At 51.2% G+C, this 23,529-nt stretch carries 18 protein-coding genes and 3 pseudogenes; 9 read left to right on the top strand and 12 right to left on the bottom strand.

Going from position 1 to position 23,529, the window contains the following annotated elements:
* The 3 genes from D3M70_RS32345 to D3M70_RS16220 form a co-directional block, all read right to left on the bottom strand.
* Positions 1 to 388: hypothetical protein (locus D3M70_RS32345; RefSeq protein WP_218568425.1), on the bottom strand; the 388-nt coding region annotated here is incomplete at its 3' end.
* A 29-nt stretch (positions 389 to 417) separates the two neighbouring features.
* Complete coding sequence (locus D3M70_RS16225) at positions 418 to 1,074, bottom strand: Bax inhibitor-1 family protein (protein ID WP_120126725.1); 657 nt, start codon at positions 1,072 to 1,074, stop codon at positions 418 to 420.
* Positions 1,075 to 1,169: 95 nt separating this feature from the next.
* Positions 1,170 to 1,427, bottom strand: coding sequence for a hypothetical protein (locus D3M70_RS16220; RefSeq protein ID WP_133306479.1), 258 nt, complete (start codon positions 1,425 to 1,427; stop codon positions 1,170 to 1,172).
* Positions 1,428 to 1,650: 223 nt separating this feature from the next.
* Here D3M70_RS16220 and D3M70_RS16215 point away from each other — a divergent pair, with 223 nt between their 5' ends.
* The 4 genes from D3M70_RS16215 to D3M70_RS16200 all read left to right on the top strand — a co-directional run bounded on the left by D3M70_RS16215 (position 1,651) and on the right by D3M70_RS16200 (position 5,871).
* On the top strand, positions 1,651 to 2,904 hold the full coding sequence (locus D3M70_RS16215) for a hypothetical protein (protein WP_133306478.1): 1,254 nt from the start codon (positions 1,651 to 1,653) through the stop codon (positions 2,902 to 2,904).
* A gap of 308 nt (positions 2,905 to 3,212) precedes the next feature.
* Positions 3,213 to 3,821, top strand: coding sequence for an N-acetyltransferase (locus tag D3M70_RS16210; protein ID WP_256659871.1), 609 nt, complete (start codon positions 3,213 to 3,215; stop codon positions 3,819 to 3,821).
* A 116-nt stretch (positions 3,822 to 3,937) separates the two neighbouring features.
* The gene (locus tag D3M70_RS16205; protein ID WP_120126722.1) at positions 3,938 to 4,924 is read left to right on the top strand and encodes a trypsin-like peptidase domain-containing protein; all 987 of its coding nucleotides are present in this window, start codon (positions 3,938 to 3,940) and stop codon (positions 4,922 to 4,924) included.
* Positions 4,921 to 5,871: a hypothetical protein gene (locus D3M70_RS16200; protein WP_120126721.1), complete on the top strand. Its 951-nt coding sequence runs from the start codon at positions 4,921 to 4,923 to the stop codon at positions 5,869 to 5,871. The genes D3M70_RS16205 and D3M70_RS16200 overlap by 4 nt, the downstream gene beginning before the upstream one ends.
* Positions 5,872 to 6,079: 208 nt before the next feature.
* On the opposite strand, the gene D3M70_RS16195 is transcribed toward D3M70_RS16200, so the two are convergent.
* Both D3M70_RS16195 and eutH read right to left on the bottom strand, forming a co-directional pair.
* Complete coding sequence (locus D3M70_RS16195; RefSeq protein WP_120126847.1) at positions 6,080 to 6,208, bottom strand: histidine phosphatase family protein; 129 nt, start codon at positions 6,206 to 6,208, stop codon at positions 6,080 to 6,082.
* Between the two features lie 370 nt (positions 6,209 to 6,578).
* Positions 6,579 to 7,139 (bottom strand): annotated as a pseudogene (gene eutH, locus D3M70_RS16190) (ethanolamine utilization protein EutH); the annotation flags it as partial.
* Between the two features lie 430 nt (positions 7,140 to 7,569).
* Between eutH and D3M70_RS16185 the strand changes: the two are divergent.
* The 4 genes and pseudogenes from D3M70_RS16185 (at position 7,570) to gpmI (ending at position 12,631) form a co-directional block, all read left to right on the top strand.
* Complete coding sequence (locus D3M70_RS16185; RefSeq protein WP_120126720.1) at positions 7,570 to 8,358, top strand: DeoR/GlpR family DNA-binding transcription regulator; 789 nt, start codon at positions 7,570 to 7,572, stop codon at positions 8,356 to 8,358.
* Positions 8,359 to 8,687: 329 nt separating this feature from the next.
* Positions 8,688 to 9,656: an RES family NAD+ phosphorylase gene (locus D3M70_RS16180; RefSeq protein ID WP_165869819.1), complete on the top strand. Its 969-nt coding sequence runs from the start codon at positions 8,688 to 8,690 to the stop codon at positions 9,654 to 9,656.
* A 431-nt stretch (positions 9,657 to 10,087) separates the two neighbouring features.
* Positions 10,088 to 11,095: pseudogene (locus D3M70_RS16170) on the top strand (aldehyde dehydrogenase family protein); the annotation flags it as partial.
* A 13-nt stretch (positions 11,096 to 11,108) separates the two neighbouring features.
* Positions 11,109 to 12,631 (top strand): annotated as a pseudogene (gpmI, locus tag D3M70_RS16165) (2,3-bisphosphoglycerate-independent phosphoglycerate mutase).
* Positions 12,632 to 12,820: 189 nt separating this feature from the next.
* Here gpmI and D3M70_RS32340 read toward each other — a convergent pair.
* The 3 genes from D3M70_RS32340 to D3M70_RS16150 form a co-directional block, all read right to left on the bottom strand.
* Positions 12,821 to 13,309 carry a restriction endonuclease gene (locus D3M70_RS32340; RefSeq protein ID WP_218568424.1) on the bottom strand — a complete coding sequence of 163 codons (489 nt, stop codon included), beginning with the start codon at positions 13,307 to 13,309 and terminating at the stop codon, positions 12,821 to 12,823.
* 553 nt (positions 13,310 to 13,862) lie between these two features.
* Positions 13,863 to 14,150 carry a hypothetical protein gene (locus tag D3M70_RS16155; protein ID WP_177418430.1) on the bottom strand — a complete coding sequence of 96 codons (288 nt, stop codon included), beginning with the start codon at positions 14,148 to 14,150 and terminating at the stop codon, positions 13,863 to 13,865.
* A gap of 79 nt (positions 14,151 to 14,229) precedes the next feature.
* Positions 14,230 to 15,135 (bottom strand): DUF6216 family protein, encoded by a 906-nt coding sequence (locus D3M70_RS16150; protein WP_133306477.1) that lies wholly within the window; start codon positions 15,133 to 15,135, stop codon positions 14,230 to 14,232.
* Positions 15,136 to 15,336: 201 nt separating this feature from the next.
* Here D3M70_RS16150 and D3M70_RS16145 point away from each other — a divergent pair, with 201 nt between their 5' ends.
* Positions 15,337 to 15,705 carry a histone-like nucleoid-structuring protein, MvaT/MvaU family gene (locus tag D3M70_RS16145; protein WP_120126716.1) on the top strand — a complete coding sequence of 123 codons (369 nt, stop codon included), beginning with the start codon at positions 15,337 to 15,339 and terminating at the stop codon, positions 15,703 to 15,705.
* A 90-nt stretch (positions 15,706 to 15,795) separates the two neighbouring features.
* On the opposite strand, the gene D3M70_RS16140 is transcribed toward D3M70_RS16145, so the two are convergent.
* From D3M70_RS16140 to D3M70_RS16115, 4 genes are all read right to left on the bottom strand, one after another.
* Complete coding sequence (locus tag D3M70_RS16140) at positions 15,796 to 17,547, bottom strand: ATP-binding protein (protein WP_165869818.1); 1,752 nt, start codon at positions 17,545 to 17,547, stop codon at positions 15,796 to 15,798.
* 3 nt (positions 17,548 to 17,550) lie between these two features.
* The gene (locus D3M70_RS16135; protein WP_256659870.1) at positions 17,551 to 18,831 is read right to left on the bottom strand and encodes an SIR2 family protein; all 1,281 of its coding nucleotides are present in this window, start codon (positions 18,829 to 18,831) and stop codon (positions 17,551 to 17,553) included.
* Positions 18,832 to 19,601: 770 nt separating this feature from the next.
* Positions 19,602 to 19,958, bottom strand: coding sequence for a hypothetical protein (locus tag D3M70_RS16120; RefSeq protein WP_120126714.1), 357 nt, complete (start codon positions 19,956 to 19,958; stop codon positions 19,602 to 19,604).
* Positions 19,959 to 20,431: 473 nt separating this feature from the next.
* A complete protein-coding gene (locus D3M70_RS16115; RefSeq protein WP_120126713.1) occupies positions 20,432 to 23,149 on the bottom strand; it encodes a hypothetical protein in 2,718 nt (905 codons plus the stop codon).
* Between the last annotated feature and the right edge of the window lie 380 nt (positions 23,150 to 23,529).

Below are 23,529 nucleotides of genomic sequence, written 5' to 3'. Positions count from 1 at the left end.
TCCAGTCACCGATGCCCTCAGCGAGATAAAAATGTGTCCGTGGATAGACAGTTCTTTCACCTGGGCCTAAGAGCACGGTAATTGTCTGGTTCTGGTTGTCGCGCCAACAAACCCCGTCTGTACCTTTGCCTCTTGGGATCATCCCGTGGTAGGGAAACTCATCGCCCATGCCGGGAATATAGCAAGGCTGGGACGTCGTAAGGATCATCTTCAGCTCAGCCCCGGGGACGATTTGTCCTAAAATAGGTTGCTCGGAAGGGGCAATCAGGACATCGCTAGCGCTGGCGGCCGTTGACGCCAACGCAAACGCCAACAACGTAGCGCGCATTGGTACGCGTGGCCGCGCAGTCGATGGGGGAGCGAAGACAATGTAGGTTTGATTGCGCATGAGACTGACCTCGCGAACTGCAGTGAGTGTTACCTGCGAGAAATAATTTCCAGGACACGCATAAACAAGTTGATGATGTCCAGGTAGAGCGAAGCGGCGCTATCAACCGCATTGTCGGGTGTGCGCTCAATGCGGTTGGCCCGGCCCCAGTCCACGCCAATGTAGCCGCAAAAAATCGCTGCGACGATCCAATCCACTACGCCAAGGTGGATACCAAAGATCAGCATCTGCACCAGCTGCACGACGATGCTGATAATCAAAGCCCAGGAGAGGGCGCCTTCTATTTTTTGAAAAAACTGAGGGAATAGCGTCCCCATCACCATCATTCCTACCGTGAGTAGCGTGGTGACGCGCACTGCCGCCATGATGTGCTCGTGAGCGAATTCGGGGAGGGCGCACACCAATACAAGCCCGATAGGCACAACGATCAGGTTGTAGCCGATGAAGCTGACGGCAGGGTTCTTCGACTTGGAGATCAGAGCACAACCACTGAAGCCGCAGGCGAAGTACCCGAGTAGGAAAACGAGCGAGTTGATCGCCCGAATCGGCCCTGACGGAATGAGCTCGACCATTAGCCAATTGAGCCCGAAACCCCATAGTAGAAAAAAACCTAGAGCTAGATTGAACGCATTGGCAGACATGGTGTGGAAGGTTCCACGCCGGGAAAATGTGTCGTTATAAAACATCTATCATCCTTGATTATCCTGGAGACGGGTCGCCCGGAGTCATGAGTGGTTTTAAGGCACCTTAAGGTGATTCACCGCCGCATCGCGCTTTTTCCTTAGGATGACGGGATCGCGAGGCGTTTCTTCATGGCTTCGCTTGTAGGTAATAAATCTTTGCGTGGATAGTCTTCGGTCAGGTCGAATTTCTCCTTGTCCAAAGCGTCCTTAGCCTTATGCAAAGCCCTTAGAAAGACTGTCTTTCCCGCCTCGTTCATCCCTACCAAGACAGTGACCTGTGGGTCGATCTCAGTTGTCTGCGGTTCATTGATTGAGCAAAAGGGGCCGACCTTCACAGATGTCAACAGCATGTCCATTTGCCCTTGTTGGTCGCGGGCGAATGGCACGAAGGTAAGCGAAAAGCCGTTACGCCGTCTACGGATACGGCGCTTGTTGAAGGGGCTGGATAAGCCCGTCGGAGCGGGGCCGTCTGGCTGCGTCGCCCGACCATGTTACGAGAAAACCTCAGGGAGGCAGCGGCTTGAATTTTGGATGAGGTCGCCTAGCATGATGTTGAATTACCATCAGGGTAGGGACGCCATGCAATACGCCAAGTCTATCGCAGCCCTCTTGATTTGCGGGGCAAGCGCCTTTTTCTCATCTGTTACCTTGGGATTTGAAATCAATCCTTGCCTGAGGGTGTTGGTCTACAACCCCAATTATCTTGATGCGGATTCCATACGGTTCTGGAATGCATGCCGATGGTCTAGTGCCTTGAAGGACATCAAGAATGGAAAGTACTTCAAAGGTACCGTTCATGAACACATGACAAACTTCTCCATAGATGAGTACAAAGGTACAGGTTTTTTGGTAACAGTTGCCCAGCGCTCAGCCTCAGAAAAAAACAGAGATCTAAAATTTAATTTCATGGCTGAAAAATCCTGGAAGAAGCCTGGCTCAGCCAGTGAACACAATACTTATGCGATCATGTTTGGGAGCTGGTGGAACGATGACCCTTTAATGTACAGTTGGGGGCAGGGACGAGATTTTATCGGTGGGCTGGATAGCATAAAACAACAATTCGATCCCAAAACCCATTTGTATGCATGCGGCGTCGCAAAATGCTGGCTTCAAGCGAAAGACCACCTTGGCTGGAACTCTCATTACGGGACGCTACAGCACCTTCACTTTATGACTAGCCAGCCTGCACGTGTTGGAGAGTCTGTGAGAGTAGCCGAAACTACCCGGCTTGCGCTTGTGTGGATCAAGTTTGCATACAGCGTGGCCACAGGTGATCGTAAGGCAGATTCTCAGCTCACGACTCTAGATGAGAAACAGCTGAACCTGCCTTCTATCGCCTTGAACTACGATCTCAAAGATCCTGCCAACGCCAAAGTGCGGACACTTTTTGCGAGACCCCAAGCTGGTAACGCGGAACTGCGTAACATTCGAACCCCGGATGTAGCGCTGGGCAGCATACTCCATATTCTCCAAGATTCGTTCTCACCTGCCCATACCTGTAGGAAAGAGCAGTATGTCGATGGAGAACACTTTGCGGTACTTACTCAAGTCTATAATTTTAACGAACAAGTTCATAGTGTTGACGGAGAGCTTGATCACTCCTTGAATGATAGATTTCCTGGTTGGCTTCTGACCTATGCTAGAAATCGGCAGCATGTATATGGAAACGATCCGATCCTAGTTGGCAGGTGGATGATCGAAGCTGTCGATAGAAAAACTGAGTGGAAGGATGTTGAAGGTTATCTGCGGGCTACGATTTTTAGACAGCAATCTAATGTGATCGGGGATAATTCAGCTTGTATTGGAAAGCGCGCAGTGAATCCCGTGATCTGATGAGAGTTTTTCTGCGAGCAGTTCAGAGAGCTTCTTTACAGAGCAGAAGTGGGTAGGGTCGCGTTATGTCGTCTCTGTCCAACATTCATGCGCTGAGCAACTCTCGGCAGGGCATTCACTTTGCAGCCAAAAGAGCGTGAGGATGGAAGCCCGTATTGCCAAGACCCCTGCAGGCGGCTTGGTTCACGGCAGCCGTGCTCGAAGAGCCACGCCCCACATCTCTCTGGCTATCGATGCACTGACCGTTGCGAGGCGCGGGCGGTCTGGATCTGAATCTTTCTCCCAACCAACTCGCAAGGGAGCCGCACATGGAAGTCACCGAATGCGCCCGCCAGAACGTGGACAGTGCCGCGAACCTCTTCAACCAATACCGCATGTTCTATGAGCTGCCTGACGACTTGGACAAGTCGAGAGATTTCCTCCACGCTAAACTCGAGCACAGCGCCCAGGATCTTCCTGGTAATGAACGAGAAGAAGGAAGCCGTGGCGTTCGCTCAGCTTTACCCAGCGACCTGTTCGCTCGCGATGAAGCACTGTCACTGGCTATACGATCTGTCGTTGATCTTTCTGCGAGAGGAGCGGGGTGCGCTCGTATGCTGCTCGATCATCTGGCGAACATAGCGCGCGCCGAGGGGGCTCACCGGATCAGTTTGGATACCGCCAAGACCAACCTGAACGCCCAGAAGCTCTATCGTAGCCAATGCTACGAAGCAGGAGGTGAGTTTCGACGGTGTTGGACGGACTCACAAATGGCAACCGTTGTTGGCATGTCAGGTATCCACTTCCTTCAGCGCAAGCTTAGTTCGCGTGATATGGAGTTTGCTTTAGCACTGCCAGATAGTCAATTGGGTGCAACCATAGCAGGGAGGGATCGACCGGCTGCCTTCAAAACAGTTAGCTGGCTATTGAAAACATAGTCAGCAAAAACAGACCGTTGCCTTCGTGAATCTTGGTCTTTAAAAAAATAACATTTTTTTTGACATGCCGCAATTTTCGTCCTTACTTGAGCCATGGAATCAAGGATGTGTTTGCCATGGGAACGATACCTAAGGTACTTATTCTTTCAATATTGCTTAGCAATACTGCGTGGGCGGGCGGTCTAACTGACTGGATGAAAATCCCTTCGGGGTATATAGCTGAAAAATTAGCGGTGTTGGGGATTGGAGACTTTCACGGCATAACCGCTGGGAAAAATTATTTCGAATATTTGGACGATGGTTTTGTCAATGAGTTTAACCCAGCGTTATCCAAGAAAATGTCTCATGGTGACCTGTTGAAGTTGGTTTACGAACATAGTGATGGAAAATGTACGTCTTACGCTGAAAATTCACTGACTAAGCCAGATTTTCAAAAAGCAGGGGTTGCGGCTTGTTTCGCAGGAAGCAGCAATTCTGATGAATCTGGTCAGATTTCTTTTAATAAAATTAGAGATTCATTAGCGAGTCTGACCTATAAGAGTTCTCACAGGTGTATCGCTGTTTATATGGGTGAGGGAGAATGGTTAACAGCTAGGCACTGTATTTCAGAGCTTTCAGGAAATTACGTGGATTTACGGCTCATAACTCCAGATGGGAATTTTAGAGTTGATAAGGTAATAAACTGTGTGGAGTCAGGCTGTGACTATGTTTGGATCAGGCCTTATGGAACCAGTTACTCAAAGTCCGTGCCTGCAAGGCTAGGTGTTGAAGCAATATCAAAGATATCTGCATCAGACGAGCTTTTTATTCCTGGTATAGAGGAAAAAGAATCAATACCGGGTGGTTCGTTTGCCGGAGTTCAAAAAGCCATGAAATGGACACGCTATACTCGGACTTGTATTGCCATCAAGGTTCGGCGCGGGTGCCTGACCCACACTTGCAGCACAGTTCAAGGTTTCTCAGGTGCTCCAGTGTTTGCATTCCAAGATGGTGTCGCTTATGTAGTCGGTATCCATCTAGGTGTAGATAAGGAAAATGTGTGTAACGATGGTGGTAGAAATTTCGCAGTTTCAATTAACAGGATTAAGGGGAGCAAGGGATGAAGATTCTAGTCGCCATCACGGCATGCGTAGTGGTTGGAGGATGTTCTTGGAACTCCAAGACTGTGAGTACGGCAAGCTACAAGATGGCGGATATAGACACCGCTAAAACAGTCACTGAGCTAAGGCTGTATGCTTATGTGAATTCATCCGAGAGTTGTTCGCTCTCGCCTGGGACTACTGAAGCAGCATCCCTGCTGGCCGCAACCCTTATAGGAGCTGGGGTTAAGCAGGTAGCTGCTTATGGGAAAGAGCAACTGGATCTCGCAATAAACTATTTAAAAAGTGACGTAAAAATTGATGCAAAAACCTTGCTAGCGCAACCGGCGGTCAGCGAGTCTGGAGATACTACCACTAGAATCTGTGCGTTGGTTGTGTATGGAGAGTTCAAGGCTCCATCTGCCGATGATCCCGTGGCGAAAGAGTTTTTTTCATCACTCGCGTCGAAATCTGGACTCAATATGGGGATGATGTCCTCGCGTCTTGGTCAGTACAAGGTCAATCCGTCTAGCCAATATGGAATTCGATCTGAATTGGTTGGCCAGCCTGCATTCCTAGGGGAGTTTGAGATCAAGCCTATTTCCAACCTGAACCCAGCGTCCGGGAAGGTTGTTTATCGAGTGAGCCCTATATTGGTGCTGTACCCGCATCCGCTTCACAAAGGCGTGTCCACATGGTTTGACAGAAGCCTATCCGTAGAGCTCGGTTTCTCTGATGCTAAAGCGATTATCCAGCTTGAAGGCCTTAAGCCCGGCGCGCTCTATAAGCAGTCGCAGTTGGTCACGAGAGTATCGATCGTCCAAGGGTCTTCCGCTGTACCCATCAATATATTGACCGGATCAGTGATAGAAGGCCCGGATAAGGCTCCCTCCGGTAAAGTGCTTGAAATGTCCAAGGAGGCCATTGACGCTAAAGTCGCGGACTACAATGCCAAAGCGGATGGAAAATAGCCTCGATAGCTGATTTTCCCTACCATGAAGTGATGCCTGCCTTGATTGCCATCGCAGTGCCGATCGCCGTTGACGCTATAAGTGTGCTTGTGCTGAATCGAGACTTTAACGTCGAGGATTGGAGAACCGTCATGAAGAGTTCGCTTGCACGGATGCAGTTGGGCTGTTTGTTACTTGTTCTCCTGGTCACCTCCGCTATGGCAACTCCTTACGAAAGGGCCACTCGGCGTGTCTGATCAACACCGTGCTTAGTGAGAGGAACGCTTGCGTGATCCTGAGTGGGAGCTGCGGGGTTTGCTGCACTTTCACCATGTCGTATGAGCCTGACCAACTTCATCATCTGCCATATTCTCAGAGAGGCTGGGAGGGGTCTGACCTCCGCGAAATGTCGATTCGAATGCGGGCGGCAGGCTAGATCCTAACATCCTCAAGAGCAACGTTGACCGGGTGCTTCAGGGGCTTACGGAGGGGAAAATCATGAAACCGTCTCACGCGATCTAAGGCAAAACCAGCGAGATCAAGATGCTCATCGAGTCCTATGGATTAGTGTCCCCAGCCATATTTGGATCGGCAGCAAGAGGGACTGACTTGGAGGCAGTGATCTCGACATCCTCGCAACCATGTCCTCCCGACATGCGAGGCAAAATCTCCCTTTACGTACCACTTAATGCTCTGAACGCATTGTTGCTTTCGCATAGTCGGGAAGCCACGAAGTCGAGCGTGAGGTAATGCAACGCAGGCGAATTTGTAGATACGATCTCGCGCACAGGGAAATTGAAGCTGGTGATCATCACCAAGGAAGCGAGTACCGCGAATGGAATGCTGATCTAGCCGGCCATGGCGCCCAATGCAAGATATTTGTGATCCTTGCGATCCAGCATCATCAGGCCTACCGGGATCAGGTAGACGATGGTTGCTCCTGATGTGTAGCCAACGATCATTGCAGTGATCCAAACATCGCGGTTCGCCGCGATGGCATCGGCCAGCTGATAACCGCCCATGTCTACAGCGATGATCGACAGGGCTGCGATGGAGACGTCCGAACCCATCAGACTGAAATAAGGGCCTAGGGCCATTTCGATGAATTTCGACAGGAATGGGATCGAGATCATGATCCCTGCCTGCGCTAGGAACACAGGCCCGATGGAGTGAATCCCGTTGACGAACTCTTTGCCTAGACCGCTTTCAGGCTTGAGAACAGACGCACAGGCGCCCATTACCGCGCCCATCATGATCAGATAGATCAGGTAATTTCCAAACTCAGCCATGGCTTCACCTTCATGTCCACGTTGACCAAAGCACCTCAAATGCCTGGCCTGGAACCTCTTGTTGTTTGGCTACCGGACGGTAGCCGGCGGCGTGTACTGCGTGAGTTGAATCGCCGAACATTCCTCACGAAACCGGTCGGTTTATTGAGCGTTTCTGACTGTTTATGAACCACATCGCGTGCCATGCGTTGTTTTGATGTGGTTTTGATTGGTAAACGGTATGGAGTCAGTCAGTTACGAGGCGTATTCTGAGCTTGGCCGCAGCAGGGCCCTGCGTTAGGGGCCGTAAGTAAGTTTCTGAAAAATCAAGATTATTGACTGGCTTGACGGCGTTTCTTAGAAGCCCAAGCGTTACCATTGCCTCATTCGTGTGCCTCGGTAACACCTGTTGCTTCGTTTGGGGGCGATGTCACACGACGAAGGTGTAGAAATGCGTCCTAACGAAAGACGACAACACATCCTGGAACTGCTGAGGCAGCGGGAGCGGATTTCAGTAGAGGAGTTGGCTCGCTCCTTGAGCACTTCTCAAGAAACGATTCGTCGTGACCTCTCGATCCTTGCCGAAGAAGGCCAAGTGACCAAATACCACGGTGGGGCTTCGTTGCCCCCTCGTGGCGAACATGAGAACGCGTTCCAAACTCGCATGAACGAGTTTTCAGCTGAGAAGCGGATGATGGCCCGATACGCGGCAGGGCTTTACTCTCCAGGCGACAGCATCCTCATCGATACCGGAACAACGACTCTGTTTTTTGCTCGCGAGCTTGCCAAGCTGAGCCGGATCACGGTGATCACGAACTCCTTGATGATTGCTGAGAGCATGGGGGCAAGTGGCAATCGGGTTTTCATGATCGGAGGGGAGTATCGTCCCGAGTCAGCACAAAACACAGGTGCTTTGGCGATGGAGCAGATTGCCCGTTTCAACGCCGAGCACGCTGTGGTGACCATTGGTGCGCTGAGCGCTGATGGGGCTTTCGACTTCTCCATTGAGGAGGCTGAGATCACCAGAGCAATGATCGCCCGCACTAGATACCTGACGGTTATTGCGGACTCATCTAAGATGGGCAAGCGTGCTCTGTTTCAGGTTTTCCCGCTAGATCGGATTGGCCGGTTGATCATTGATCGAAAACCAGTGGGTGAGCTTGCGAGAGCGCTTGAGGAGGCGCAGGTCGAAGTCCACGAAGTACCTGCATCGAGTAGGCAGGAATGGACGCCTCGCTAATTTGAAAGGCTTGTTTTTCGCATTTCGCTCGCTGTCATTTTGTTTACGGCCATTTTGAGAGGAACAACTTGGGACGCTTCAGAGTTAACTCGATCCTTCAGCAGATCAGCCTCGAGATCGAGGATGCTGAACCTATGCACGTTTGCCTCGGATGCTTCGATGACGAGAGGCTGAAGGCGAGATCTAGCAGGCTAATGAAGCCCCGTCAGTGTGCGTTCTGCGGGGCCACCACTGAATCAGCAATAACCCCAGCGTCTATTGTCGAGATCATCCGTGCCCCTCTTAAGTTACATTTCGTAACGGAATGGGGCGAAACCTCCGGGCCCAAAATGAGCCTGCCTGAAATAGTTGGAGAGGGGATCAACAGTAGATCAGCAACGCTTTGCCAAACGCTCGCAGATCTTCTTGAAGATCCAGAGGCAGAAGCCAAGAGTTTCTACTCTCCTGGGCAAATGTACTGCGCAGCTCCTGATCGATTTCAATCTGGAGAAGAGGGCAAATTATGGGCTGAAGCAGAGTGGCGTGCGATCTCCACGCATCTAATTCATGGCAAGCGATTCTTCAACGAGCAGGCTAGGAACTTTTTTGAATCGCTTGTGGCTGAAACGATGTTCGGAGCGCGTGGCAAACTGTCTAGGCCTCCGGCGCTGAGCCAAATCGCGGTCGGCCAGAAATTCTACCGTGCTCGCATTTTGAAAAGCCCACAGGAGTCCGAGATGCTTCTCGCCAACCCCATGGATGAGCTGGGAGCCCCGCCAAAAGATCGGGCAGCAAACAACCGCATGAGTGCTGCTGGTGTCCAACTGCTTTACGTGGCCAGCGACGCGAAGACCGCCATCGCCGAGGTGAGGCCCTCAATCGGAGATAAGCTCGCGGTTGGAGAATTTACTTCAACTGAGGAGTTAAGAGTGTTTGATCTGACAGTTCTTGACAATCTTCAACACGAGCCGCTTGGCCTGCTCCACCAATCCTACGAGATGAGGACGGCTAAGCGGCTACTGTTAAAGCATATTCATGACCTGATCGCACGTCCCGTCCGAGCGAATGACACTGACTACGTTATGACCCAAGCTTTTGCAGAGCACATCCGGTACTGCGGGCACAATTTTGATGGTATTGCGTTTCGTTCTGTGCAACGTAGTGGAGATGGCATCAATTACGTGTTCTTTGATAAGAACTCATCTGAAGATATGCATGAGCCGGATTGGAGGCCAACTTTCAGTTTCCGCATCAATGAAGGTGATGTCTCGATGCACGAGGTGAAAGGCGTCAATTACGACGCCCCATTGGTAACGTGACCGAGTCGGGCTGAGCAGTTCAAACCGCCCAGCGACACTCCCGTAGGTGATTCAGAGCTTGCCATTGCTGTAGAGTGCCCCTGCCCTCATGAGGCAGGGGGAACGTATCAAAGGTAAGTTCCCAAAGGCGGCATACGCTCAAGTTGCTTCCTGCGATTGATCCACACCGCCAGGAAAACAACGACCCCCACCAGCATCGACGCCAAGACGTACATCTGGGCTACCCGGAAATCGCTACGGATGATGAAGACGCACATCTCAACGAAGAGCCAGGCGCTGGCACCAATCACGACTGGCCATTCCCATTTCCCAAGAGTGAAATCATCTGGGTGATGGATGTGCTTGTGTCGGGTGAAGATATACAGCAGAACCGTGCCGCTATACAGCGAGGCCGGGAAGAGTGTTGCGGCGCCGAGCAACTGAGTCAGGGCACGGTGGTCTTCAAGCCAGCCAAGTTCGGCGTGTTGTTGATTCGCCCATTGCTGGAGGCTTTCCGTGACAGCTTCCCAGCCGGGGTGATCAACGTAATCTACGGCAGTGGTCGTGAAACCGTTAGTGCTTTGATGGCCAGCGGGAAGGTGGACATCTTCGCCTTCATTGGTACCAACAACGGCGCAAGCGCCCTGAAGAAACTGCACCCTCGTCCACAGCGCTTGCGTACGGTGCTGGGCTTGGACGCGAAGAATCCAGGTATAGTGCTTCCCGAAGTGGATCTGGACAATGCGGTCAATGAAGCCGTGACCGGATCGCTCTCCTTCAATGGTCAGCGCTGCACCGCCCTGAAAATCCTTTTCGTACATGAGGATGTGGTCGATCAGTTCCTAGAGAAATTCAATCACAAGCTGGCCTCCTTGAAGCCAGGTATGCCCTGGGAGCCTGGAGTTGCGCTGACGCCGTTGCCGGAGCCAAGATAGGTCGATTTCCTCAATTCGCTGGTAGCTGATGCTCAACAGAAGGGCGCACGCATCGTGAACGGGGGTGGCGGGGAGGCGCGCGGTTCGTTCTTCTTCCCGGCTGTTCTGTACCAGGTTTCTTCTGAAATGAGGATCTACCAAGAAGAGCAGTTTGGCCCACTGGTACCCTTAGGGCCTTACCGGGATATTCAGACCGTCATCGATTACGTCCTGAACTGTGATTTCGGTCAGCAACTGAATATTTTCGGTACAAATCGAAAAGAGGTGGGTCACCTCGTCGACGTGTTCGCCAACCAGGTTGGACGCATCAATCTAAATACTCAGTGCCAGCGCGGCCCGGATTCATACCCATTCAATGGGCGCAAGAATTCGGCTGAAGGCACGCTCTCTGTTCATGACGCGCTTCGGGTGTTCTCGATCCGTACCCTTGTTGCCAGCAAGTTCAACGAGCAAAACAAGGAGCTGGTGAGCGATATCATTCGGAATCGCGAATCGGGCTTCCTCACCACCGACTACATCTTCTAAGCGAGCACCTGAAATGGCTGCCTGCACACTGATCATCCTTGATGGGATTGGTGTGCTGGCAGAGAGGTTGAGGCCAATGCCTTTGCCGCTGCTCGCACCCCCACGCTGGACAGTCTTTTTAAACGATACCCGCATAGCCTCATTGCCACCTCTGGTTTGGCTGTCGGATTGCCAGATGGCCAAATGGGCAACTCCGAAGTCGGTCACATGAACCTTGGTGCTGGCCGGATCGTTTACCAGAATTTCACTAGGATCAACAAAGCTATCGAGGACGGCAGTTTCGCAGTCAACCCTGCGCTTACCGAATTGATAGATAGAACCAAGGCCCGTGGCGGCGCGGTGCATGTGATGGGGTTGCTCTCACCCGGAGGTGTTCACAGCCATGTCGACCAGACCATTGCATGCTGCAAGGTGTTGGATGAGGCCGGTATTGACCGATTGTGTGTCCATGCGTTTCTCGATGGTCGCGATACACCTCCAAAGAGTGCCGCTGACTCGATAAGCCTTTTGGAAACCCACCTGGCTCAACAGCAATGCGGTCGGATCCCTACGGTCATCGGGAGATACTACGCACTAGATCGAGACAAGAGATGGAGCCGGGTTGAGGCAGCGTATGAGGTCATCACTCAGGGCAAAGCTGAATACCTCGCCGAGTCCGCCAGAGATGCCCTTCTAGCCGCTTATGAGCGTGGAGAGTCGGACGAATTCGGCCAGGCCACCCGCATTGGGAACACTGAACCAATCGGGTTGGATGACTCGATCATCTTCATGAATTTTCGGCCTGACCGGGCTCGCCAGCTTTGTGAGGCACTGGTGTCTCCGAGCTTCGATGCATTCTCAAGATCGGCGGTGTTCCCCAAAGATCAACTGCTGACGCTGACCCGATACTCCAATGAGCTCGATGGCCCCTGTGCATTTCCTCCCCAGGCCATTGAGAACAGCTTGGGTGAGTACCTTGCGGGGATGGGAAGATCTCAACTGCGCAACGCCGAAACTGAGAAATATGCCCACGTCACCTTCTTCTTCAACGGTGGCCGTGAGAAACCTTTCGAGCGAGAGCGGCGGGGGTTGATCCAGTCCCCTCTAGTGGCGTCCTATGACCTACAACCTGAAATGAGGGCCTTTGAGGTCACCGGTAGTTTGCTAGCTGAGATCCTGAGTGGCGAACACGACCTGATCGTGTGCAACTACGCGAATGGGGATATGGTGGGGCATACGGGCTCGTTCGATGCTGCAGTGAGAGCAGTTGAAGTCCTTGATGAATGCTTGGCCAAAGTTGTCGAGGCCACACTCACAACCGGTGGACATTGTTTGATCACTGCGGATCACGGCAACGTTGAGCAAATGATCGATCCAACCACTGACCAGGTGCATACGGCCCATACCACTAACCCTGTACCCCTGATCTACGTTGGTGGTGAGCTCGGAGGACGACTGAAAGATGGCCGGTTGTGTGATATAGCTCCAACCATTCTTAAGATCATGAGACTAGCCATTCCAGAGCAGATGACTGGCCAGCCGCTCACCGAATCGTAGATGAGATCTTCGTAGATCGAGGATGCGGCATCCGTTTCGCAAAAGGGGATGGGTGCCGGCGCGCTGTCCGAGCGCCATCCTCCGAAGTTGCTATGTTTGCGGAGGGGGCGTGTGCGCTGTTGGTGTAGAAGATTGTGTCAGTTATACACCGCCAAGTGTCAGCCAATGGCCAACGGGTCTTCGCAAGGGTCATCGTCGCTTGTTGATCAACCAGCTTAGGAGGCCACTATTGATCACCAGCGCAGCGATGTCCTCTATCCCCCACAGATGAACATTACCGTCTTTGCAGGCCAGATCACTGAGGTCTTCGGTGGCGGTGTGGTACACAAAAAACATCTCGTCGAAATCATCGTATGATCTAAACGTATCGATGTACTTCTTGGCCTCGTGTCGGTTGGTCTGTGACTTGATTTGTATGAATGCCCGCCTCTGAGTGGTTGGCGCATACGCGTCAATATCGATGTCTTTTTCGGTTTCGCCCAAAACGGAGAAACGTTGCCAGCCAGCTTTGGAAAATATCAGGTCGGTCAGCAGTTCGAAATCTTTCCACCACAGGCCTGCTATCAGTCCGCAGACCTGCGTGCGCAATGCCGTCAATGTCTGTTCAACCTCTGTAATCTCGGGTGCCACTTCACCCCGAAGTTTACGAAGTAAGTAGTCTGCATCGATACCGCGCATATCGTTCCTCGAAACGCTTGGACTTTCGTTACGCGCCCGTCCAGATTCTCCACGCTGAGGGGGCTCCCACTTTCATCAGTGCACGACCATTGACCGATAACCCGACGAATTCGGCTTCCGTCTTCAGGTAGCTCTTCAACCTCACCAGCTGCCCGGCACCAATACATGCGCTTCTTGTGGAAGGTTATCCAAATGTCATTTTCGGATGCCTCGTAGAAGTCCCGAATTTGGTTGATGTCCCGTGTGGCGGCACCTTTGTCATTGTTACGAGCATTTAGCCAAAAAGCTTTGACCTGATCCCAATCGCCTTGTAGCGAGGCTTGGTGGACAGGGCTTTGATAGCCCAGTCTCAGATATCCTTCTCGGATACAAAAGTCTTCCCACCGGCCAGCTTCGCCGAGCTTTATGAAACGAATCTTTGGTAACGGCTTGTCCATTCAGTTTTCTGTCTTGAAGGTGAGGGGAAAGAGGCAAGAGTGAACCTGATCTCTAGGAGCTCGTGCGTGTGACGGTGCCCGGAGATAAGGTTGACGCGTGCCGGATTGTGAGGAGTTCACTCTTTTAGTTCGATGTCCCAAGTTCCTGTAACTCTCAAGCCGTTCTCAAGCTCGCTCCAGGTGCCATCCAGCAGATTATCTTCTGGTTGACTGAGATAGGCCTCTGCGGCGAAGCCCTCAATTTCAGACACGTGATCAAGGTTGTACCGCTCGCCCTCCAGTTCACCACGATACATTGAGTGGCCGCTTTTACGTTGATATTCGATCACCATCTCCTTGTCACGAATAACTACCACGCAAGACTCCTCTTCGGCTCCTTCGTAACCATCGTAGTAAGTCGTCATCACTGAATTTGCATATCGCATTCTGCGGGTTGCCTCTGTTGATCTGATGGCACAAGTAAATGGATTGGCTGAGATCTCGTCACGCCGTTTCTGTCGTGGGCTGAGATTGGCTGATCGGGAGGGGCTCAGAGTCTGAAGCAGCCTTGTTGCCTGGGATTGAATCTGTGCTGGAAGACTTCGCCCCCAGCGCCGCCTGCAACTCTTTAGCTCCCGCCAACCAGAAACCGACGAAGAGCATGGCTACAAAACACCCAACACCGAACCCCCTCAAAACCCATGATGCTCTGGTTTGTGATGCTATCGCTTCAGCGATAAAGCCATCGTTCATCCCTAGGACGAGCCGGCAGATAACATCCTTGTCCCAGATGTTGTGCAGCGGAGTCGAATCTTCTACATACCTGCAGTCGCCCTGCTGCAGCCGCCAGGGATCACCTCGGAGCCATTCTGGAAAGTCGAACCTGACGCTGTAGGCTTCGTTGTTACCAACCCAGAACCATGTCTCTGTGGCCTTTACTCTTAGCAATGCATAGTCGTCTGCGTCTACGGACTGGCCACCGGCAAGAAAGCCCAGTCCTAGAGCCATAATCAGTACAACGGACATCCTCGTTTGCCACCTGGTCGGGATGTCGAATTTGATTTGGTTGGCTTTGAAAAACCAACCAGCTCGCCTCAAGTCGGCGAACTCAAGATCGTGCTCCCTCATCCAGCGATGCAGCACCGTTTTAGCCTTCGCAGATTTTAGGTGGAAGCCGGTCTTCAGGTTGAATTTGTTGAGGTCTAGATACTCGTCAGCGACCCTTTGGTCATCTGCATTTGTGTACTTACCCTCAAGCCCAAGCCATTTCAGGATCTGGTGGAAAAGAAAAAACAGTGATCGTGTTCTGTACCAGACGACCCCTACGGCCACTAGCCCAACGACGATAGGCCAAAGCTTGTACAGCACGTCCAGGTAGTGCATCAGCGACGTAAAAGTCTGTTCAGTCAAGATCACTCGCTCCATGAGGGCAAAGGCCGGCATCCTACCGTGACCTGATTGCTTGAACAGCATGTAGCCTGAAAATCAACTCGCTGTGAAATCGTGGAGTTGGCTGTTGTCCCCGATTACACGCCTGCTTCAGATAGGCAGTGGCTCTTAAGTTCGGCTAGCATGGCGTCTATACCAGCCATCCTGCTCAAGGAGCAAGCAATGTCCCGCCTCGCAGAGTTCCGCAAACTCGAACAACAGCTCGCAGCCCAGCTCGCGGAGCTTGAAACACTTAAAAATGACGACGGCCTCAAGCGCGAAATCGAGTTTGAAACCAAACTCCGTGATTTGTTGGCTGCACATGGCTACAGCCTCCGCGATGTGATCAACATCCTTGATCCACAGGCTGCCAGCCGCAAGGGCGCGTCGATTGTTCCTGAGAAAGGTACCCGTCGTGCACGTACTGTGAAAGTCTACAAAAACCCGCATAACGGTGAGATCGTCGAAACCAAAGGGGGCAACCACAAGACTTTGAAGGCGTGGAAAGCTGAACACGGCAGCGACAAGGTTGAGTCTTGGCTTGCTCAGTGATCTGTTGAACTGACCAAAAAAGCCGTTCACTTGGGCGGTTTTTTTGCCATAGATCTCGGCTCTCGTTCGCCCTCAATGCCTAGTGCACGGCTACAGGTTTTCCAGCTCGCCTGGGGGGCTAGGAACGGCTGGGGCACCCCACAAACCTTGAAAACTCGGCCCGTCTGACTTGGGTGGTTGGCTAGGGCGTCCCATCTGAATCGTTACCGGAATCGGAAAGTCTACCCCTACAAGTGCAACTTCACCTTGCTTAAGATTGGGCAAGAAAGCAGCCGCCGATCGATCCAGTTCTCCGCATGCGCGCTCTACCACTTCGCGATCGCGATCATTGGTCAGTCGGTGAACCAGTAAAGTACCCATCTGGCTGAGAACTCCCTCTGTGATATCCCTCGGACGCTGTGTTGCGAGGCAGATATTGAGTCCGTATTTACGACCCTCTTTCGCAATGAGTTCGAAGGCATCCAAATTTTGAACTTCGTCTTCCCCGCCTAAGGTTTTGCCGAGGAAGTTGTGTGCTTCATCGAGAATCACAATGAGCGGACGGTTCCGAAAAACCTCATCGCGTGCTCGACGTAACAAAAGCCTGCCAATCGCGTTTGCGATGACTTCTCGAGCGTTGAATTCGTATCCGACAGAGCTGAGGCAAATTCGAAATAACCGCTTTTCGCTCTCAATAAAATAATCCAAATGTTCGACCAAGCTGGGCAGCCCCTCCGACGGGCTGAACACGCTGCCCAGTGACGGAGACTCCATGACACTCATGATCCGAGTCAGGAGGGAGGAGCAGTATGTGAGCTCAGTACTTGCAGCTCCCCAGCGAGACATGTCGTTGTTTGGCCCTGTAGGAAAACAGCACTCCTCGACAATTTGTCGCACCAGCATCGCTGGATCGAATGGCAGACTCGGGTTGCCAACCCGATTGCCATTGCCATCGCGATTCATGGCCCTTCGATAGTTTCCTTTGGATTGATTGACCTTGGGGACGTATCCTTCAGGGAAAATATCCGGCGCCAACGTCGCTAGCCGAAGGCTTTTAATAGCCTCCCTGAGCTTAGGGCCCTGTGTTTTGCCCGAAGGTTGGAACAGGGCTATGAAATCCGTTTCGTTGAAGCAGGTTGGAGGGATTGCTACCTCTAACGATTCGCGGGCCAAGTGAAGCGGGCTTCCCAAGTGGTATTGGCTGGTATCACTGCCCTCCAGCGAGCGGTATTCACCAGTTGCGTCGATGAGTACAACTTTACACCTGTATCTACGACATTCCTGAATCAGCTTTGAGGTTGTCCAACTCTTTCCTCCGCCGGTTGAGCCCAATATCGCGCAATGGCGACCAAATAGCTTCTCAGGTGTTACAGCAATTGGAAATCCCCCGTCGCCAGATACATAGCCGAGACCTAATACAACGCTTGGAGGTTCTCCATCTATACCGTTTGAGATCAGTGAGGGGATTCGTGAAATGAAAGAGCCAGGAGCTGAGTACACTCGATCACCTAATCTGGGGTAAGAGGTCACTCCGGCGCTAACCTTTAGGGTGCTGGGGTGGACGGAACCCAGCAGGCGGATGAATCCGATCGCATCGATTGCTTGGGTTCCAGCGAAGTCCTGCGAGATTTCAGTGCGCTCGCGGTCTGGCAAATTAACTTCAGTGATGCGGCCTAGGAGAACAGCTTGCTGACCTTCGATGAGCACCAGTTCGCCGACTTCACCCTTACCGTAGCGGTTTTGGCCTAGGTACCGTCCGCTTACCTCTCCTGCATGGGCGAGATTAGTTTTTATCAGCTGTGCCCCCACGCTGGTAACCACGCCTATTTTTAGTGCGCCGAGGAGAATACCTTCTGGTGACATTGCTTATCTTCCAATCCGTTTGACAGCGTTTGCCAACTGTTCAGCTGGCGAGGCGGTGCGTAGGTGAGGGATGTGGGAGGCTAGGTCGCTGAAAGAACCACTGACGAAATGAACGTCAAAGCCACGTTTTGCCAAGTCATGGAATTTTCCCCAGTAGGAGCTAGATCCGTGGAAGCCTCGATTATGCAGATGGTTGATGCATTGGAAGTCGCAAAGGATGAGCTTTAGGCTTGGGTTCGATTGCAATGCTGAATAGATCGGTTCGGAAAGGTGGTCATCGTTGAAGCCGAATCCAGAGACGACCAAGCAACTGTTTGGCTGACGCAAAAACTCTAAAAATCTTGAGAGCAGTTCCAGATGTGGTTGGAGAAATGCTTGTTGATATTTTCCCTTCGCAGGATAAATCAAGCAGGCGTTCTCCGGCGTTGGCTGACTGTCCTCGTAGACCTCGTGATTTTCCCGGCTCCAACTGACCGATCCATGCAGCTTCAGTAATTGAAAAATTCCTTCCGCGAACTCGTGGCTATCCGACTCGCGCCGCACAATGTCATAAGTAAAATGTTTACCGTCGAACCGGCGTCGTCGTGTGTAAGAGAACCCGTCAATGATGACCATTCCCAGTTCTGACGCCGCAGTTTCAAAGCACATGTCATAGTTTGTCGTAAAGACCTTCAATCGAGGGTCGCGAACTCTCCTTCTGGCCAGCTTTTGGAGCAGTTCTCTGTAGGCCGAAATGTCTGATGTCGGTTGGGTTATGAACGTTGAGCAGGCATGCAGGATTTTCCCCTTCACCTGCGCAACAAACGAGCGTACGACCTCATCCTCGTTGAACGCCAGATAGGCGTCGCATTGCGATAGGAAATGCTCAATATTTGGATTTGTGCGTTCCGTGTATCTCACGCTGGCAGTCACCTGAGTTGCCAGCTGTGTGAGGGCAGCGGGCGACTCTGGCTCACACATGGTGTCTACCCAGAGCTTCCACATGCTCGGGCCTCCAGGGCTACCTAACGAGGTGCCACTTCCTGCAAGAAATCCTAAATTAGGAACTTGCAGAGCAGACGAGAACATGTCGCTGAGTGCGTTCCTATTCGACCGAATCACCTGATCATCATCAAGCTCTGCGCCTTTGAGCACAGCGTATGAGTCTGCGGTGAGTGGCAACCACTCTGCACCGCCAGGTGGTAAATACGCTTGCTGACCTTGATGCTGGGATGAGAGAGGAACTGGCGGTGGGGATGGTACTTGAGCCGGCGGTGCTATGGGCGGCGGGATATCCAATGGCATGCAATACGATCCTGTGTTTGGAGGTAAATGCCTGAAGGCTCGGTCTGTTCAGCCGCATTCAAAGCGGGCCTTCAAAATGAGCTGACGAGCATCATAGTCTGGGTATTGAGCTGGAAACCAGCGCGTCACAACCTAAGCCGGCAAAGTGAAACGGGTAGCCAACGGCAGAGGCAGTCTTCCAGCACCCTTCCTTAAAATGAACTGACGTGCAATAGCGGAGTGATGAAGAAAGCGGTGGCCCAAGGCGCTGAAGGCTGTGCTCAGTGACTTGACCGCGACAGTGTCGATCTCCAGGGAGAGGGCAAGCCTGAGAGTGGTGAGCAACTTGCGCATGACAATGGCTGAACCTTCCTAGAAATACTCTTGGCTTACCTCGAAGCGGACTGGATAGATGTGCACGACTGTCGCGCCCTTGTTCAACGCACGAGGGGGCTCTTCTGTTGGTAGTTGTGTTTATCTTCAGCGCTCCATCTACATCGCATTGGGTGTGCTGCGATGACCCCCTCTAGATAGGGCGGGGTTGGTGGTCAGCGACTTTGGCTACCTGTGTGTATAACTGCGTGGGACACAGCTACCGGACTCTTCGAGGCAAGCGGAGCGCGCAGGCGCGAAGGGGGGAAGCCCGCAGGGCCGAGACGCCCGCATGAGGGCGGCTCGGTTTACGACAACCTGGCCAGTAGGCGCGCCAACGCAGCCATCAATTCTCCTCAATCTATCGACCGGGTGAATCAACGGATGCCATCTTACTATGCTGCCAAAACACTGGGGCCCTAGCGATGGTAACGGTGGATTTCGTGATGATGACGACGCTCCCAATCTCTACGGCGTTCAGCCTCTCTGCGGGCTTGCTCTCTGCGCCAATGGGCTCGACGCATTTCTTCTCTGCGGGAGTGCCATCGACCGTCGTGCCAGTAGCGGTCGCCCTGGGCCAGCATTGGCCCGGAAGTTGAAGTGTCCACGCTCGCCAAGTTAGGCCACGGGTTTTCCACGGGGTGGGACATGGCCTCTGCAGCTGTCGGATCCGTCGGCGTATCTGCACTGTGCTGCATCTGCATGGCTGATACGTTGCTCAGCACCGTGAACGAGAAGAGACCTGCCAGCAGCACTTTGGGAATGTAGGATTTCATTCAGGTACGCACCTCAGCTGAACAATGGAAGGCATGAATATCGGCCTAGCTTGATCAAATAGACCTGAGATGAAAGAAAAGTTCGTCAAGTGGCCCGGTTAAATAGCCATATAAAACAACAATTTACATATTGCTTACACTGGCTTGACAGAGGCGGTGCCCGCTTAGGCGCCGTATCTGTGTTCGAAGATCGGAGTCAAACTACCCCGGGCGTTCAACGGGTTGGAGCTCATCGCTTGTCCCACGTAGTCCAGCGTTCATCAGATGGGTAATGCCTAGGCAATTCAATACCGGCGGTCTGTGAGCAAAAGCGCGTGAGGATGGAAGCGACCAATTCGTAAATCAGATCAACATGATAAACGCGCAATGCTAATGGTTTCTCATTTTTTGTGAACAGAGCCGCCCCCGGCGGCTCTTCTCGTCCTGTGCTATTGAACGTTATACCGGCGTATGTGAATTAAGCAGCAGTCTGGTCAGGAGTCCCCTGCGGACTGATCAATTGTGATATTGAATACACCGAACTGCAATCGTCCATTATTGATCATGTCATCTATTGCCTCCCCAAGATAAGGATTTATAGAGTTTGCTAATATTTCCTTTTTGCGGCTGCACGGTTTGACGAAACTACATTGACTCGTCTTGTCCGCAGGTTTGTCAAACCAAAAACACTCGAAACCGGAAGAAATTTCTGCGTCTTCGCTCCAAAACATAAAGGGGAAAAGCGACAGGCCAGTTTGTGATTCTGGATCAAGTAAGACGGGGATTTCTCTAGCTAGTTGCGTGGTCGAGGTAAAGCCTACGGTTTCGATAAAGGGTTGAATGTCATTGGCTACTTTGAAAAGCCCTTGATAGGTGCCCATTTTGAAGGGCGTAGGTCTAGTCTCAGAAACGTAGCCGAATTTTTTTCCCCTGACCACTTCAAGGCATAGATTTATTATCAAGAAAAGATGGCTGTGACTGTCAAATGCGTCATCTGCTAACTTCTCGTGTTTATGCTGAGTAAAATCAGATATGGATTTGTTTAGCTGTTCCATGTGTTTCGGGAGAATTTTTAATAGCTCCGCGCAGAAGAAAAGACCATTGCCACCATGCTCCAACGCTCGTTCAAGCAGATCTTTCAATGGGCCCATCGAGCGGTGTTGAAAACTTTTTAGAAACCGTGTGGATGGCTTGGCTGATAGGGATTCAGCCGCTGTGCAATATGCTAAAAACGCTAATGCGGCCTCGAATGCTTCCCTTGCGACAGATGTGGATTGTGTAGAGTTCTTGACGTCCAAGTATTTTCTAAGCGGGTAAGCTACTGGATACGGAAGTAGAGCGAGGGCGTCGCTTAGACCTAGCCAGGACGACTTAGATGCTCGGAGTTTTGTCGTTTTGACCTGATCTTGGGTAATCATGCATATTGCCGAACAACTGGTGCCAAAATCATACCCTATGTAGTTAGCAGCCGAACTATCCTTGCTTGTAGGTGCGGTCATGTCGATGGCAAACGCTTTGCCCTCGACAATATTGCCCGAAACGCCAAACTCTGCATTAGGCTGTTTATAGATAAATGTAGGTTTGGCGGTTCCGTCTTCACTGACTGTAAGTTGCACTGTTAGCGATGAGTCAAAATGTTTATTGTCTCGCGTGTGCACGACTTGAGACTCGACATTGTAAACATCGTCTTCACCTTGCTCCGATGGTTTGGAAAATACGTAGGTTAAATGACTTTTTGGAGGGCTGTTGAGTCTAATCTTCCATTGGAGAGGTTGATTGATAAAGTTGTTTAGCGCAAGTGCGGAAGGCATGAGATCTGCGGGTTTCGCACCCTTCATGTCAACTTTGTCACCAACAGATATGAAGATTTTGTTTTCTTCAAATCCTTTATTGTCGGGATCTAGCTTGAGGCGTATAGGGTTATAAGTAACACCCACAAATTCAGATTCATCTTCGTAGTAGCGTCGAGCGCATTCAATTGCCAATCCGGTAGCTACTACCTCTTGAAATGATTGGCTGATTGGAATTGGTTCAGCGCCTGCAAGCTCATTTTCAAAATCCCGTATCAGAAGCTCTAGCAACCATCTGATATTAGAGGATCCACCAGAAATTAATGTCGTGGTAATCTCTTTGCCAACTAACTCTGGCTCAGCTGCCTTAAATACCTTTTTAATAACCCTATGTAGATGCTGATCCCAGATTTTTTCAATAAAAATATTGCGAAGCTGATGCGCGTACAGGTCGTCTTGAATCCAGGGCTCGTCTACGAATGGATCCTTGGGCAGCTCTATGCTGATTTTTTCGTAAGCGTCATTATTTAAGCTCCAGCTTTTAACTGAAGATACTAATCCAATTTTATAATGTTCACATTTTTGAATTAGTTGTCGAAAATTTTTGATAAATATTTGTTTTTTAGGGCTCAAGCTATCGAGCTGAAGTTCGCCTGATCTAATACGATGATGGTTTTTTATGCAGCTATCTGCATCGGCTTTTGTGCGAGGGTCTATGCTTCGTTTTATAAGATATTCGGCTAGGCACTGATTGATGTAGAACCCGCCTTTAGCAACTGAATCAGCGCCTAAGGGTTTCGAATGCTTTCCGGATAAGCTGATATCCCCCTTGTTAGTAGATTCTATGATACATCCGTCAAACGTGCCACCGCCAAAGTCTAATACCAGTGCGATATGTTTAGCATTTTCCTGTAGATGAGGAATTCGCTGTCCATACCGATAATATTGGTAGACCGCGAATGGTTCAGGTAGAAACTCAACCTCTTCGTACCTGCTTAAAATTCTTCGTATGTTCCCCCTGTAATTTTGCACCCATGCCTTATAGTTCTCCTGCAGCTGGAAGTTTAGCGGCTCCGCGACAATAATCTTTGCAGGTATTTTAGGTTCGTTATTTGGGTTGAGTTCACGCTCAATTGTCGACAGAGAATTCTCTATAAAGTCCTTGCTGAGTTCGTAGGCGCTTTTTTCAACTCCTGACTCAGTGGGGAATAACTTGCGAGTACTAGAGCCCGGAGATATGTCGCCTAAGTCTATCTTAAAGTTGTTGTTTAATATCCCGGACGTGACGGTGATAGCAGGTAAACCAAAGCTTACGTCTCCATCCTTTCCATACCTTAGTGCTGTAGGGATGTATCGGCTTCCGTTGATTTCAACAGGTTGAACGCCAGTGACCCATAGCGTTTTTTGGATTTTTATTGTCATTACTGTCCTTGGATCGTTCAGGCCCTGCGAAACATGGTAGGAAACGCCTTTGGGACGTGCCCCTAACACAGGTAGCCGCAGAGAGGGCTTGGTTGATTTCCCTAAATTGCTATTCAACCTATCAAAACACTTCACTTCCGTCCATATGCTGGGAATACATTGATGGCCTCAGTAAATCAGGCAGTCCTTCATGGATAGATGTGCCTCCTGAGACAGTTGCTGGCGGCGTTTGCTATTCATCTGATTGCGCTTTCGCTGAAACGTCAACATAAGAAAATGCCATTCGTTTTCCTCACTTTCTCGCCACCCCACGCTGGCCGCGTCTGCCGACGTCGTAAGGCAAGATCAACGGGTAAGAGCGGATCGCTTGCCCTACGTCG

This window comes from Pseudomonas sp. LS-2, assembly GCF_003605735.1.
Lineage (GTDB): Bacteria > Pseudomonadota > Gammaproteobacteria > Pseudomonadales > Pseudomonadaceae > Aquipseudomonas.
This window is presented reverse-complemented; position numbering and strand designations above follow the sequence as displayed.